Source organism: Xanthomonas campestris pv. campestris str. ATCC 33913 (assembly GCF_000007145.1).
GTDB lineage: Bacteria > Pseudomonadota > Gammaproteobacteria > Xanthomonadales > Xanthomonadaceae > Xanthomonas > Xanthomonas campestris.
The window spans coordinates 1,446,512-1,460,921 of the sequence record NC_003902.1 but is presented as its reverse complement, the minus strand read 5'-3'; the positions used below and the strand labels follow the sequence as shown (position 1 = coordinate 1,460,921).

General features: G+C 60.6%; 9 protein-coding genes and 2 pseudogenes. 5 read left to right on the top strand and 6 right to left on the bottom strand.

The genetic code is table 11. The features are described 5' to 3' along the window. Positions 1–30: 30 nt before the first annotated feature. The 3 genes from XCC_RS06515 to XCC_RS06505 form a co-directional block, all read right to left on the bottom strand. Entirely contained in the window at positions 31–372 is a 342-nt protein-coding gene (locus XCC_RS06515; protein ID WP_016944372.1) for a hypothetical protein, read from the bottom strand. Between the two features lie 166 nt (positions 373–538). Beyond that, positions 539–2,467, bottom strand: coding sequence for an alpha-L-fucosidase (locus tag XCC_RS06510; RefSeq protein ID WP_011036446.1), 1,929 nt, complete (start codon positions 2,465–2,467; stop codon positions 539–541). Between the two features lie 269 nt (positions 2,468–2,736). Continuing rightward, positions 2,737–3,621 (bottom strand): glycoside hydrolase family 3 N-terminal domain-containing protein, encoded by an 885-nt coding sequence (locus tag XCC_RS06505; RefSeq protein WP_237351692.1) that lies wholly within the window; start codon positions 3,619–3,621, stop codon positions 2,737–2,739. 572 nt (positions 3,622–4,193) lie between these two features. On the opposite strand from XCC_RS06505, the gene XCC_RS06500 reads away from it, so the two are divergent. Next, positions 4,194–5,045, top strand: coding sequence for a hypothetical protein (locus XCC_RS06500; RefSeq protein WP_225443823.1), 852 nt, complete (start codon positions 4,194–4,196; stop codon positions 5,043–5,045). 90 nt (positions 5,046–5,135) lie between these two features. Here the strand turns inward: XCC_RS06500 and XCC_RS06495 are convergent, their stop codons facing one another. Both XCC_RS06495 and xopP read right to left on the bottom strand, forming a co-directional pair. Continuing rightward, entirely contained in the window at positions 5,136–6,116 is a 981-nt protein-coding gene (locus tag XCC_RS06495; protein ID WP_011036443.1) for an IS5-like element IS1646 family transposase, read from the bottom strand. An 84-nt stretch (positions 6,117–6,200) separates the two neighbouring features. After that, positions 6,201–8,402 (bottom strand): type III secretion system effector XopP, encoded by a 2,202-nt coding sequence (xopP, locus tag XCC_RS06490; RefSeq protein ID WP_011036442.1) that lies wholly within the window; start codon positions 8,400–8,402, stop codon positions 6,201–6,203. Between the two features lie 638 nt (positions 8,403–9,040). On the opposite strand from xopP, the gene XCC_RS06485 reads away from it, so the two are divergent. The 4 genes and pseudogenes from XCC_RS06485 to XCC_RS22620 all read left to right on the top strand — a co-directional run. Then, positions 9,041–9,958, top strand: a complete 918-nt coding sequence (locus XCC_RS06485) for a hypothetical protein (RefSeq protein ID WP_012438879.1) — start codon at positions 9,041–9,043, stop codon at positions 9,956–9,958. 134 nt (positions 9,959–10,092) lie between these two features. Beyond that, a pseudogene (locus XCC_RS22365) lies at positions 10,093–10,522 on the top strand (IS3 family transposase); the annotation flags it as partial. A 262-nt stretch (positions 10,523–10,784) separates the two neighbouring features. Further along, the gene (locus tag XCC_RS06470; RefSeq protein WP_228442271.1) at positions 10,785–12,215 is read left to right on the top strand and encodes a hypothetical protein; all 1,431 of its coding nucleotides are present in this window, start codon (positions 10,785–10,787) and stop codon (positions 12,213–12,215) included. A 433-nt stretch (positions 12,216–12,648) separates the two neighbouring features. Further along, positions 12,649–13,415: pseudogene (locus XCC_RS22620) on the top strand (hypothetical protein); the annotation flags it as partial. 77 nt (positions 13,416–13,492) lie between these two features. Here the strand turns inward: XCC_RS22620 and XCC_RS06455 are convergent. Beyond that, positions 13,493–13,975, bottom strand: a complete 483-nt coding sequence (locus XCC_RS06455; RefSeq protein WP_223648109.1) for a lytic transglycosylase domain-containing protein — start codon at positions 13,973–13,975, stop codon at positions 13,493–13,495. Between the last annotated feature and the right edge of the window lie 435 nt (positions 13,976–14,410).

The following is a 14,410-nucleotide window of genomic DNA, read 5'->3' as shown; positions in this document are numbered from 1 at the left end:
CCGACATAGTGCGACGCCTGGAGTGCCGACCTAAGGCGTATCAACGTCGCGCGGAAAATAGCGGTTGAGTTTTTCTTCCCATGCCTGGAATTGCTCCAGCGTGTAGGCATCCATCGGGCGCGGGTCGTCCGCCAGCGCTTTCTTCTGCGCAACGTAGGCGATGCGCTGGGACGACAGCTCATCCCACGCCTTTCTGAGCATGCCCGGATCCGGATGCGAGACCAGCATCGCTTCCAGCAACGTGGCCTGTGCCACGCGTGCGGCCAGCAGATCGCTGAGCGCCTCGGTCACCGCCTGCATCCACTCGTGCTGTTTCTGTTCCATACCCAACCACGTCGCTTGCGTCATGCGCCGCACACCATAGCGCGTCATCCGGAACGGCGGTGTGCAGGCACGGTTCAAGAGTCAGTTCACCACGTGATGCGAAGACGCGGTTTCTCTCTCCATCGCTTCGCCTGATGCATCTCAAGCCCGCGAAACGACCTCACGGCAACGGCGCGCCCCCGCACGGCGCATGGCCGCGCGGGCGCACAAGCGCTCATCGCAAGCGCGAGAACGCGCCGATACCCGCGATCGCCAACCGGTCGGCGGGCACCGCCGTTTCCGCGAACGACAGCCGCAGGTAGCGAATCTGGCGGACCTCGGGAAAATTCAGGCGCTGGGTCGAGAGCGCATAGGCGATATTGGACAGCTCACCACTACCGGCCGGCTGCCAGTGCTGCCCATCTTCGCTGGTTTCAGCGCGATAGCCCTTCGGCGGTGCCGCACCGGCCATCACCGTGCGCGAGGGCGTGAGGCTGAAGCCGGCAACCTGATGCAGCGCACCGAGGTCGATGGTGGCCTGCACGGGATGGCCCGGCGTCGGCGCGGGCGTACTCCAGACCGTGCTGGCATCGTCGTCGAGCAATTTTTCCGCCCCTGGCGCGCTCGCCTCGACCACTCGCCAGCCGGCGGTGGACAGCACATCTGGTGCGTTCGCTGTAGGCCGCGCGACCGGCACTGGCGCAACGGCGCGGAACAGCGCGAATTCGCTGATTGCCGGGCACACCGGCGCCTCAAGCACCACCAGGCGCACCCGGCGCGCGGCGACCGGGCGATCCAGCCGCACGATGCGCTGGGCACCGATGCACTGCGCTTCGGCCAGCCGACGCCATTGCCCATCGACCTCGGCTTCGACCGCAAAGCGGGTGACGCGCACGCCCAGCGGCAGATATTCGCGCAGCCGGATCAGGTCGAAACTGTGCAGCGCCGACAGCTCCAGCGTCAGCGTCGGCGTGGTGACATCGTCCGGAGCGGACCAGTAGCTGTCCGGCTGGCGGTCGAGGACGCGCGCCGGCTCGAACCCAGGGCCATGCGATGCGCTGGCACTGGCCTTGGCACCCCTGGCCAGATCGATGGCGAAGCTGGCGCGGATCGCGTCGCCGAAACTCTTCAGCACCGCCACGTCGTGGTCGGGGATGCGGCCGCGTCGGTCGGGCGGAAGATTGAGGTTCATGTTGGTGCCGCGCGCGACGGAGGTGTCGAAATAGCGCACCAGATTCTCCGGGCTACGCACCTTGCCGTCTTCATCGGCATGGTAGAACCAGCCCGGGCGGATCGAGGTGTTGGTTTCGGCCGGCCACCACAGCGCCGCGCCGCGCACGCCGGAATTACCGTTTTCCTGGGTATACGGCGCATTGGGCATGGTCGGCCAGGATGGATCCCCGGCAATACCATCCTCGTTGCCGCCCCAGCGGATATCGGCGCCGAGCGGGTCGAAGGTACAGGCCATCGGCTGATGTTGATGCACCAGCTCGATCATCCGTGGCCAGTTGTAGTACGCGGGCGCATCGATCTTGCGCGATTCGCGCGCTCCACCGTAGTAGCCGTCGCCGCCATTGGCGCCGTCAAACCAGAACTCGAACAGGTCGCCATAGCCTGTGCAGAGCTCGACGATCTGCTTGCGGAAATAGTCGAGATAGCCGGGGCGACCATATTCGGCGTGATTGCGATCCCAGGGCGAGAGGTAGATGCCGAACGCCAGGCCGGCGCGTCGACACGCCGCTGCCATTTCGCCGACGATGTCACCCTTGCCGCTCTTGTAGGGCGAGTTCCGGATGCAATGCTCGGTCAAGCGCGTCGGCCAAAGACAGAACCCATCGTGGTGCTTGGCCGTGAAAATAAGCCCTTTCAGATTGCCAGCCTTGGCAGCAGCAACGATTTGATCGGGTAAAAAATCGCTGGGATCGAATTTGCGCGGATCCTCGTCGCCGTAGCCCCATTCCTTGTCGGTGAAGGTGTTCATCGCAAAATGCACGAAGGCGTATTGCTCCCACCGATGCCAGCGCAGTTGTCGCTTGCTGGGCAGCGCACCCCACGGCGCCGGCCCGTTGGCACGCGGCGTCTGCACGATCCGCGCCGCCGATGCACTGAAGCTGGCGGTAGCGGCAACCACCCCCGTGGCAAGAAAGGTACGACGATCGATCATGAGCGCTTCCGGCTTTGCACAGGCTTCAATCTTAGCTTTTCCAAAGCCGAAAGAGTCCTAACCCCGGAGCAACAGGACGGTTGCGCAAGGCACCGCGCGCGCGCAAACCCCTGTGCGGCTGGCGTTGAGAGCGTGCGAAGCAAGCAGCGAACGTTCGTGGCTTGACGTCTGATTGCCCTGCCAAACGATGCCTTATCGGCGCGCGCACGGCATCGCAGGCGGCGTCCGGATCGGCCCCGGTTCCGGCGCAGAGGATCCTGGCAGGTTGTTCAGAGCTTCCTTAGCAACACCACCGATTTGCATGCGGCCTCTCGCGCCAGTGCCAACGTTTCCCTGCTGCGCTGAGATGACTGCGCCCGTGCCGGCCGGATACGCCGGAATGGGTCGTCGAACAGCCCCAACGCCGCCTTGAATGCCAGCATGCGTCTTACTGCGGCATCCAGCCCTGCCATCGGCACCTCACCTGCGGCAACCAATGCAGGCAGGTGGCGCAAATACAAGCCACTTTCCATACTGATATCCACCCCGGCCAGGAACGCCAACCTTGCCGCATCACGCTCATCGGCCGCCACGCCGTGCGCAATCAATTCCTGGTCGGCCTTGAAGTCGGATACGACCAAGCCGGGATAGCCCAATTCCTGGCGCAACAGCCCATCCAGCAGCCATGCATTGGCTGTGGCCGGAATGCCCGATAGTTCGTTGAATGCAGCCATGGTCGTCACCGCGCCCGCGGCAAAAGCGGCCTGGAACCGCGGGAAATACACTTCGCGCAGCGTGCGTTCGGATACATCCACGCGGTTGTAATCCAGCCCACCCTCGGCCGCGCCATGGGCAGCGAAGTGTTCGTGGCAGGCGGCCATTGCTTCGGGATGGGCGAGCCCGGCACCACCCTGGAAGCCGTGCACCCGCGGCTGCGAAAACAGCCGCGCCAGCTGCACGTCTTCGCCAGCGGCTTCCACGCCACGCCACCGGCGTGCATCGCGGGCGATATCCACCATGGGCGCAAAGGTCCAGTCGAGACCCACTGCACTGGCCTCCCTCGCCGCTGCACGCGCCATGCGCCGCGCCAGCTCTTGCTCGAAGCTAGCCGCTTCACCTAGCGGCACAGGGAACACAGTGGTGTCGCCATGGACCACATCGGCAGCGAACAGCATCGGAATCCGTAACCGGCTTTGCAGCGCTGCATTATTGACGTGCAGCCGCACTGCGCCCATGTGCGAACCTGATTGGCGGAAGTTCTAATCCTTCCGCATACGCAAATGTATTCGGCCAGGCGAAGGCATGCCACACGGCACACATACTTCATCCGCACACGAATTGACAGATTCCGTTGCGGAATGATCATTTCGCAATTGAAGCGCCCCGGATCTCCGGCTTGATGTCACTTTCGAATCACTGACGACGATGACGTATGCCACGCAAGGTGGCCGTGAATGCCAGGGCACGCCTGAGCACTTCGATTGCACGCCGAGAAGTTCGCACTGTATTTGCCCGGACCGTGGATGACGGCACGTGCGCCAGACCGTGTCTGCATGCCGCACGTCGGCCGCGGTGACGCGTCGATCGACGCGTCATCCGACCACCAGCGACCCCGGCGCTGCAATCGAGGCTGGCACCGCATGCGGCCGTCGAATGGTGTGCCGGCTGTCAACGCCGCACGTCAGCAACCCAGCTAGCCCAGGCGGCAGCACGCCGCCGCCACTCCACCCCACAGCGAGGACATGCCGTGACGAAGATCCCTTCAGCCAATGCTTCCCAGCCAACGCGATCGACACACGCAGACGTCGTGATCGAAATGCCGCCGTTACAACAGCGCAACGAGACGCCGACACCTGCAGCGGACCCGGCGCTGTCGGGCCTGGCTCGCAGGCCTTCTGGACGACGCAGCAACGCGAAAAGCGACCACGGATCTGGCAGCGCTGATGAGAGAAACCAGCACGCCGGTGAGAGCCCGCTGCTGCATGCCTCGGGTGCGTCGATGCTGCATGGCAACGAGAGTACCAGCGAGCACTTCTTCGATGCCGAAGACTCCTTCGCCTCATCAGATCTGTCGTCCATTCGCCACGAACAACCTGCACCACCCGATCCGCCAGCGCACACCCCGGCAGTCACCACAGCAACCGCCGCACCCACACGCGCCGAGCGTCTGGGTGCGCTGGCTGCATCGATCGGAACCGGCGCAGCGCGTGGCGTGCACACCGTGCTTGGTCCGACCGCCAATGCGGTGAAGGCCGCGGCGCGCGGTGCACTGCCGATCAGTTTCGACAAGCAATACCTGGGTGCGATGCTGGGGCACCTGGTGCACCAGGCCACTTCCGTGGGGCCGACCACGTTCGCACGCGAGTTGCTGGGCGAAGGATTGTTTGCCGCCCTTCGCCAGCTGCCGCCCGAAGCGGTGGTCGCCATGCAGGCCGTCTCCGGCACGCTGCAGATGGCGCTGCATACGCTGCGAGCCAGCCGCGAGAGCCGCAATCCCGACGCGGCGGCACGAGGTTTCCACAATCTCAGTCTCGAACAGTGGGATGCATTATCCGTCGACGAACAGCAAGCTAAGGAAGGTCTGAACAATGAGGCCTGAGAGTGCGGGATGTCGCATCGCTCTGGAGAGTCGCGTTTGGATCTTCGGATTTTTCGCAATTTCTGGAGCTTTCCTTGGGAATTCCCCGGGTTACAGGCGCACGCTCCCCATAGCAGGCAATAACTGCTTTCGCTTCATCCACAGGTTTGACAGCGCAAACAGCGTCAGCACCTGCGCGGTGTTCTTCGCCAGGCCGCGATAGCGGACCTTGGTGTAACCGAACTGGCGCTTGATCACCCGGAACGGATGCTCCACCTTCGCGCGCACGCTGGCCTTGAAGTGTTCCCAACGCTGTTCCCGAGCACGCTCGCGTTTGTTGCCGATGGCTTGCAGCGTCGAACGCCTGGCGGCAATGAAAAATGCAGCCTTGCAGTCCTGCAGTTCTTCGCGGTTGTCCGCACCGGTGTAGCCGCTGTCGCCGAACACGCTGTCTTCTTTGCCATGCAGCAACGTGTGCGTCACCGTGACGTCGGCGACATTGGCGGCTGTGCAATGGACGTGGTGCACCAGCCCGGAAAATTCATCCACGCCGATGTGCGCCTTCATCCCGAAATACCACTGATTACCTTTCTTGGTCTGATGCATCTCGGGGTCGCGCGCATGGTCGGCATTCTTGGTCGAACTGGGTGCAGCGATCAGCGTCGCATCGACGATCGTGCCCGACCGCAGGCTCTGCCCCTTGCGTGCCAGATGCGCGTTGACCGCTTCCAGCATCCGCGCGGCAAGGCCATGGGTCTCCAGCAGGCGCCGAAAGTTGAGAATCGTGGTCTCGTCCGGAACGTTGTCCAAGCCACCGAGCTGGGCAAAGCGCCGCAAGGTCGGGATCTCGTGCAGCGCTTCTTCCATCGCCGGATCGCTCAGCGCATACCACTGCTGCAGCAGATGAATCCGCAACATCGTCGCCAGTGCGTATGGCTGCCGACCTGGCCGGCCCGACACGGGATAGTGCGGCGCGACCAGCCCGAGCAGTTGCTGCCACGGAACCACCTGCTCCATCTCGGCCAGAAAGATCTCGCGCCGGGTCTGCTTGCGCTTGCCCAGGCCCTCAGCGTCACCGAACGTCAGTTGCATGGATCACTCCTCAACATGAGGCGGGTAGTGTCGCGTATCTGTGGTGCGTTGTTCAGAGTTTCCCTAACTCAAACTGGATCAATCTTACGGGAGGCTGATACAGGCGCCACTACTGGTCTGAGAACTATCCGAATGTGGCTTCACACCACTTCGCATGTGCAACAACGAGGCGAGCAGCGCCGAATCGATCGTGGAGCGGTGTACCTTCGCATCGGCATGACCGAGCGCTCGCATGAGCATCTCCCAGCGCTTCCCTAGATTTTTCTCTCTTGCCGTTTTCAGATGGACGGCGTTAAAAGCCTTGTAGCCTAGGGTAGGCAACGCGTCCGCCGTCACCGGCTCGGCAGTATGCAGGTGTACGAACCATGGCGCAGGGCGCTTGCCGTTGGACAACGGTGCGTGGTCGATACGTATCTCAAACAGCGTGCCGCGATCTCCATTGTCGTGGTCGGAGGGTAATCGAATTGGTGAAGTTACGCGGGCAACCTCGCTCATCTTCAGCAAGCGCGAAAGATGCGGCGAACGGGGCTGCGGGTCGCTCTTCAGCGCATCTGCTTCGCGGATCCGCACACGCTGCTCGATCATGTCCACCAGCTGCAAACGCTCGGTGAGTTGGGCAACCCGATCGTCTTCTGGCGACAGTTTCGCCTTTGTCTGCAGCAACCGATCCCTTGCGAACCAGTCCCGGACCGACGCGCGTACGAACGTGAAAGCAATCGCCGCATCTTGCCCGGAGCGATGCATCATACTGCCGACGCTGCTGGTGTCCCTTCCCAGCATTTTCGCAATCAGCATGAAGTCCGCGTCCAGTTCGTTCACCATGGATCGTTCCAGCGGAATGCTCTTCAACAGCGCATCCGCTTGTTTTTGTGCAAGCGTCCGTTTATCGCTCAAGATGGCAGGAGGTGCAGGGACTAGGCTAGACTCTTCGGCCGCTCGATTGACCGGCTTGCGATGCTTGCTGGCCGGTCTCGGCGACGCCCTCGGCACGGGCAGCTGCTCGATCGTTGCAGATGGCGACGTGACGACCTCGCGCTTTCCGGCGACAACGGAACTGGTGAGGTCAAGCACACACTGTCGATAATCGGTCAGTGCCTGCGCCAAATCGAGCATCGATCTCCAGATATGATCGTCACAATCATTCTCAATGAGAGCGGCGACATCCACGCATAGCTTCAGACCGATGCGCCCAAAGTGCTCTGCATAGTCCTCAAGAACGTCTTTGTGTTGTGCCACCACCTGCGGAGTCAATGCAACGCCGGCTTCCGAGGGACATATCGATTCGATCACGACTTGGCTCAGCGCCGAAAACGCCGCTGCTACGTCATCGCCGCGGTAGTTCTTGGCCTCGTCCAATTCGTGCAATCTAGCCATGACTTCCGGCATGCCCTTGGCCTCGACCTGACGCTCCAGCTGCAGACGATGGATATCGACGAGCAGACTCCGGATTGACTGCATCGTTTCATGGCAAAAACCCAGATTGGTCCTGATCAACGGCACCATGGCTGAGACATTTTCGCGTATTTTCTTGTGTGTATCCGGCGCCTTCATGCGTCTCAGCAACTCATCCATTGCTCCCCGGTACTGTTCGATTTCGCTCAAATACCCCTGCCACTCTTCGGTTTGCTGACGCTCAACATCACTATTGTGCAGCTCCGCCTGCACAATAGTGGCGCCGATCGCGGGCTCAATCGGCTGAATGATGTCAAATTGCTGCATCCACTTGTCTTCCAGCAGTTCGTCACGTGCTGCATAACCGACTGCAGCGGACGTTCCGAGAAGCGTCAACAATGCATGTTCGTGCTCCACTGCGGCTTTAGACTGCAACCGCCCCTGCACCTTCAAATCGTCGACTGCCTGCAATCCTTCGCGGGCAGACTTCATGGCAGCCAGCGATAGCTTGACCTTCTGTTCCGGGACCACTTTTGACGTAGCCCCTCGTTGTCCCTGCGGGCCTTCGTTACTGCCGATCACATCTCTAAAGATCTTGGCCTTGCTAAGCGCTTTTCTCAGCATTTCGCCTGGGTCAATGCACTGAAGCTGCATGGCAGCCGCGGGTAATAACACAGGGCTTGATGGCCCCGGCAACACATCAGACGAACCCACAACGGTCTGCCTTACGGGCTTGGGGGGCCTGGCGGCAAGTCCGTGTAGTTGCGGCGACTGCTTAGCAGGGCGGCCGCCAGTAGTGTTTGTTGCCGTCGCGGAGTCTGTCGGCACAATGGCAAGGTTCGTCGACTCAGCCAACTCTATAGAGCGCTGCTTGATCATTTCGACACGATGCATGATTTCTTCCTTTTCTTCTGGCGTTCGTAACGCCGTCACTGATTAACTGTTCGCTGCGCTCTATTGACAATTATTAATCACGTCGCCAGCAACTGAAAATAATTGCTGAATACTGCCGATTGCCCTGCCAGCGCACAATTAGTCAATCGAAGGATTAGGAATAGCCCCGATTTTCTGCCAGCTTCCGCGATTAAAGGTGGCGCTTTCGCCCCTTCGAAAAGATCTCGAAGAGGATCCTTCTGAAGCATGTGGTCGGGCTGCCAATGAGTATGAGTGCGCTCGCCCTGTCTAGTTTTTTGTAAATGAATGTCCGCATATTCGTCGACAAAAGCGCGGGGACAACAAGTAAGTCAGAACCGATCCGGCTCTGCGCAAAAAGATGCGAACGGATGGTTATTGCTCCGAATCTCCGCACTGCTCCCCAGCGTGCATCGGCGATGCGGCGGTGGATCCGATTTTTCCTTGTCCTTGAGTGGCACTGATTAGCCCACCCTTATGCTCCATCGCGCGTTAGACGACGTCCAGAACGACGGTCGATTAACTCGCTTATTTCGCACATGAAAATAAAGGTTCGCTCTTCGAGAAATCTTAAAGTGCCAAGAGGATCAGACTTGCCGTCCCGTATCCAGGACGTTGACATGCCAAAGATCCATCGTTCCAATGGCTTACACGAATCCCATTCACCCAATGGCTTGGCAGGCTTCGATCAAGAGTCCATTGTCAAACTTCATGAATATACAGCTCCTGAGTTCCTCGGGTTGAGTAAGTTCAGTTCGAAAAAGAAGGAAGTAAACGCCTCCACTATGCAAAACTTGAAGCTCGCTGAAGATGCAGTGCTGAAAGTGAAGTACTTGCTACCTTATGGTGCAGGTAACCAGAAAACTGACATCAGTTACACCCAAGGAGAGTCATGGGCAAGGCGGGCGATGCTGCGAGACAATGAGTATAACCAGGATCCCATTCAGAATGCGGGTAGGGCTGTAGCTTACCAAGCCGGAAACTGCAACGAACATGCAAATGTGGGTTATACGCTATTGGCGGCCAGCTCACTCAATGCGCCTCTACTTCGAGTAAGCGACGCAGATGAAGACCATGCTTACGTGCTGATTGGTGATCCCCGTGACCCCACGTGGGGCGAGAAAGATACGGTCGTTGTGGATGCGTGGGTGACACATCCAACAGCAATGACGTTAGACCAATCAAAAGGCTTAAATCCGCAGCCTACTCCCTTGTTCCAACGGCCTCCACGGGCTCAGCCAGATGCCAGAGCGACCGCTGCACTTGCCAACGTAAGCCCAGTATCGACTGAGAATGTCAATAAATATCTTCTTGAGCAGAGAGGCGCACCTGAAATTGGGCAGCCGCTCCTAAGGCATATTGATGCCTATGTGGATACAAGCAAATTTTTCAACGAACGCGTTTCGGTTGGCGACCCAAGCACCAGATATCAATCCTCAGCACTATCCTCAAAGTCGTTCGATAAGATTATGTACTGCACAATCGAGAAAGAAAATTATGCAGATGCTGCCTGGCGTGGCAACGGGTTTAGGTGGTAGGTCGATGGAGGAGCCCGCCATCCGCCCGCGCAAGTGAACCCGACATCCCCCCGATTCGACTAGCGACCCGGTTTGGAGTCTGATTTCCTACTCCGAGGAAGTTGACGTGAAGAAGCGTTTTCCCCGTAGAACAGATCATCAGGCTTCTGCGCGAAGCCGACGCGGGCGTCGCGATCAAGGACCTATGCGGGCGCCATGGCTTCAGTGGGGCGTCTTTGCTCCCCGTCGCGTAGCAAGGCTCGCCGTAATGAGCGTGCCCGATGCCAAGCGATTCAACGTTCTGGTCAAGGATGCGCGACGAGAAAAGTCGTGAGCGCATTGGCGCACCGTGCGCCGGTGCACGCGTGGATCGGGGGTGGTGCCAGCGAGCGCCGCACCTTGGCAGCGATCGGCATTGGCACCAGTGCGCTGAGCTATTGCCTGCGCGACGACAATAATTTCGAACTGCGCTGGCGCCTTGGCGCCTTGGCGCACCGCCGTCGCCGTTATGGCGTTGGGATGATCGATCCCAAGTTGCGACGGCAAAAACGCATCGTGAAATACAAGCGTGGGGCGTGGTTGTACCCAATAGGGCTGCCGCCTCAATGGAAGAGAGAGAATCGTCGTGCTGAGAAAATTGTTCTGGAGTGCTCCGAAAGCCCATTCCGATGCTGCAAGCACAGACCATGGCGGCCCGCCGGCCGCGCCAGTGGTACCGGGGGAATGGTCAGGACTAGGTCGTGCGCCAAAGCGGCCTGACGGCACAGCTAAGCGGCGTTCCCCAGTCCGTATCCCTGTGCTCCCGGTGCCAGCGGCTAGGGCAGGTCGGTTGCCAGGGACCTCCGCGGTGGAAAGCCTTCCTTCAGCCCATTGGTCACGGTGCGAGACCCAGTTCCATCCTTCCGTAAGCAACCCGCTGCCTTTGCAGCAGCCCCCGCCGACTCGTCGCCAGACGCTGGGTGCATTGTTAGCCGAGGAGCTAAGCCAGGAAGAAGCCGCCAGGCTGGGCAAGCAAGCCCGGCGCGACGCACTGACGCAACTACTGCAGGCCGCCTTGCCCAACGGGGGGCGAACCATGAGGCGGCTGAAGGCGCGGGCGGCCAGAAAGCAACCTGTCAGCGTGGCCGATCGATGGAGCGTGATCCGCAATGGAGCTCCCAAACCGATGCAAGGGGAGCGAAGGGAGTCGTTCGAGGCACTGGTGCGCAGTGATCTGCTGGCGATCGCACGCGCCGGCGAGATCGATCCATTGGTTGCAGTCAAAAAAATGGCCGAAGCCCTGGAAGAGGCAATTCTGGGCCAGGGCATTTTGATGAGCGATCGGCAACTGCTGGATGAAGTATTGGACAGCCTGTCGATTGATCGCCTGTACACGCGGCTGAATCTGAAGATGACGGACGACACCATGCCTGCCTTCACCAACGCGCAGGTGCTGCAGGCGCCGAGGGAGCTAGGAGAAGGCCGCTCCAACACGGTGTACGAGGTCGAGATCCGGAACGCGGATGGAGCTGCGATGAGCGCGGTTTTCAAGCCGCTTATCCACGAGCCACCCTCTCCGGATAAGTGGAGTGTAGTTGCCAGATTGACGGGCATTTCCAGGGAAGAACCGCAAACAGCGATGCGCAATCTCGCAACCGTGGCCTATGCAAGGAGGCTCGGGTTCCACGTGGTTGCCGACACGCGCGTGGCGCTGATGAATTTGGGACAAGATCCCTTTGAGCCAGCTCTGGGTCTGATCATGGAACGCGCCCAAGGAAAACCAGCCGAAGAGGTCGATGCGTCCACCCTGGTCCAGGCGAACGTGTGCGCCGAAGTGATGAAGCTGCAGCTGCTCGACCATCTGACGGGCGAAGCTGATCGCCACGACAAAAACTATTTCATTCACGTCAAGCCGGATGGTCGAGCCAAGGTTATGGGCATCGACAACGACAACTGTTTTGGTGCGGAACTTACCGCCCCAGACGGTGCCCAGCCGGACCTGGAAGACCCGCAACGCAGGGCGTTTCATGGGACTGCGCTTCCCCCGGTGGTAGATACCGACATGGAGCGCGCCATCCTTGCACTCACGGAAGAAGACATTCGGTCGATGCTGAAAGACAAGCTCAACGATTCCGAGATCGCCGCCGCCATCCAGCGTTATCAAGGCGTCCGGCAGCATCTCCTTGCCCTGCGGAATTCCGGCCTGGTTATCGAGCCGCACGAATGGGGCCGGGCGGATGTACAACAACGCCTGACCCCGACAAACAGCTATTTGGGCCGCGAACTCGAATTTGCTTAGCTTCTCGGCCCGGCCATCCCAGGCCGCGATGCCACTCCTGCCAACGATAGCCAGCGAGCAACATCCCTGGGACCCTCTTGCAGGCGATGCGGACCAGGGCACCATCGCACCCACAGCCTAGTTCCAGTTTGGCCGGGAGCGGCCTCGCACGCAGGGTGCCCGTCTCCGTTACGCGCAGTCCGGCGGGCCGTGTCACCTCACGCGCTTTGGCAGGCACATGCCTGCCGGTAGAAGGCGACCGCAGGTAGAGCAGTCCCGGGGCGGGCGGCACAGGCCCGTGGGAGGTGCATGCCCGATGCCGTGCTGTGTGACGAGCGCCTAGCGAGGCTCTGGTGCCCAGTCTGGATCTTCGAAGTTCAAACGACATCGATGGGTAGAGGATCTTGCTGCGGACAACTTCCCGTCCTCGGGTAGCGTTGATCAGACCATCCCTAAGAGAATCGAGCAGCAACATTACTCGGATCTGGTCAGCCGGCTCGCGCTGGGTGGCATTCTGAGCAACATCGCCGTGGGTGCGGCCGGCAAGTCAGCGGGCCAACCGGAGATGGCGGCGAGGCTGCTGGCCAGCGATCTGAAGATCGCCGCTTATGCCGCAGCCCGCGACACCATCCAGGCGACATTTCGCATGGTGGGAATGCGTGGCCCCACCAATGGCGGCATCAGCGACCCGCGCATCACCAGCGCCGGCAGGTTCTATGGCATGGCCAACGTGCTGGCCAACCTGGCATCGAACGAGCTGGCATCGCCGGACTTTGCAGCGGCCGAGCAGCGCTGGGCCGGGCTGAACTCGCCTTTCACCAAAGGCGAGGCGACCAGCGTCATCTTTCGTCAATCGGCAGTGAACACCGCCTTGAATGTCGGCCTGGAAACGTTGGACTGTATCAACGTCACGCAGCACGAAGCCGACGAAGCCGGGACCAAGCAAATCTGGGAACCCGCGTGGAAGGGCAAGCGCGGGGATTACGAGCGGGTGATGATCACTCGGTCGCACGCACGGCCGCCATCAACTCCAATATCGCGCTCGGTACCTCCATCAACATGATTGGCGCCTGGGTCGGGTTGTCGCCTGCACGCAGCGGATTGCTCGCCAACACGGTGTCCGGCGTGGTCGCCGGCATGCAATACAAGACCATCGGTGCCACCTGGCAGGCCGAGGCCGCGGTTCGCGGCGCCGAAGCATCTCGCGCGCAGTCTGAGTAAGCACAGCGCTCAAACCACCGCCCCCGGTGGGCGCGGCGATGTACTGCACTACACGCGCCACTGCGGTCGCAACAGTGTCATTCGACAACCACACCGCGCCTGATCAGAATCGCATGAATGGCGTGCGCATATTTATCGCGCTCCGCGGGCGTTTCGGAATGATAGGCACCCACAGCGGCCCAGGTATTCCCGTATTTATTGATCATCTCGCGCAGCCGCCAGGCGGCGACATACACGCTGACGCACGGCTGCATCAACGCATCCCTGGAGATACCGTAGCTGGAAAGACGTCGCAGATGGATCGAATTGATCTGCATCTTTCCATAATCGATCGTGCCGTTGTTGTTGCGATGGATCGCGTCGGCACGACCACGTGATTCCTGCCACGCAATGGCGCGTAGCACCCATGGATTGACATGTTGATAGCCGGCGGCTTCTTCAAAACAGTCTGCGCGTGCGAGCGGCGCGGCGCACAGCAACGCCGCCGCAATCAATACGCGTCGCAGAGGGGCAGCAGCCTGCCCGGGCTGAAGCGCACAGCGTCGCTGGTCTGCTCGCATGTTGCTGCAGAGCGTGGCCCAGCACTGTGGACGCCAAGCACCCGTGCCGTGCACGGACGCACACGTGGTCGGCGTATCGGTCTCTTTCATGCCTGTCACCTGATCGTCGTTGATTCGAGCAACGCAGCGGCGTGGACGCACACCTCGATTGATCCAACGCTTCGCTCGATCGCAGCACCATAACGGTGCTGCGCACACGCATGCGCACGCTGGACGAAGCGTCTATGACGTAAACGAAATCACAGCGCGCACCGTTGCAACGCAGCTGTTTTTCAGTGTGTTTCCGATGTTTTGCGCAATCATGTTCGCAAGCAAAAGCGCGCCTTCGCGTCCTGGAAGATGCACCGCCGTTGCCTCTTCTACTTTGCGCTCGGGGGCAGCACAGCGCCCCGGTTGCGATCTTGCCGTTGCAACTTCCCCGGCAATCAGCGATGC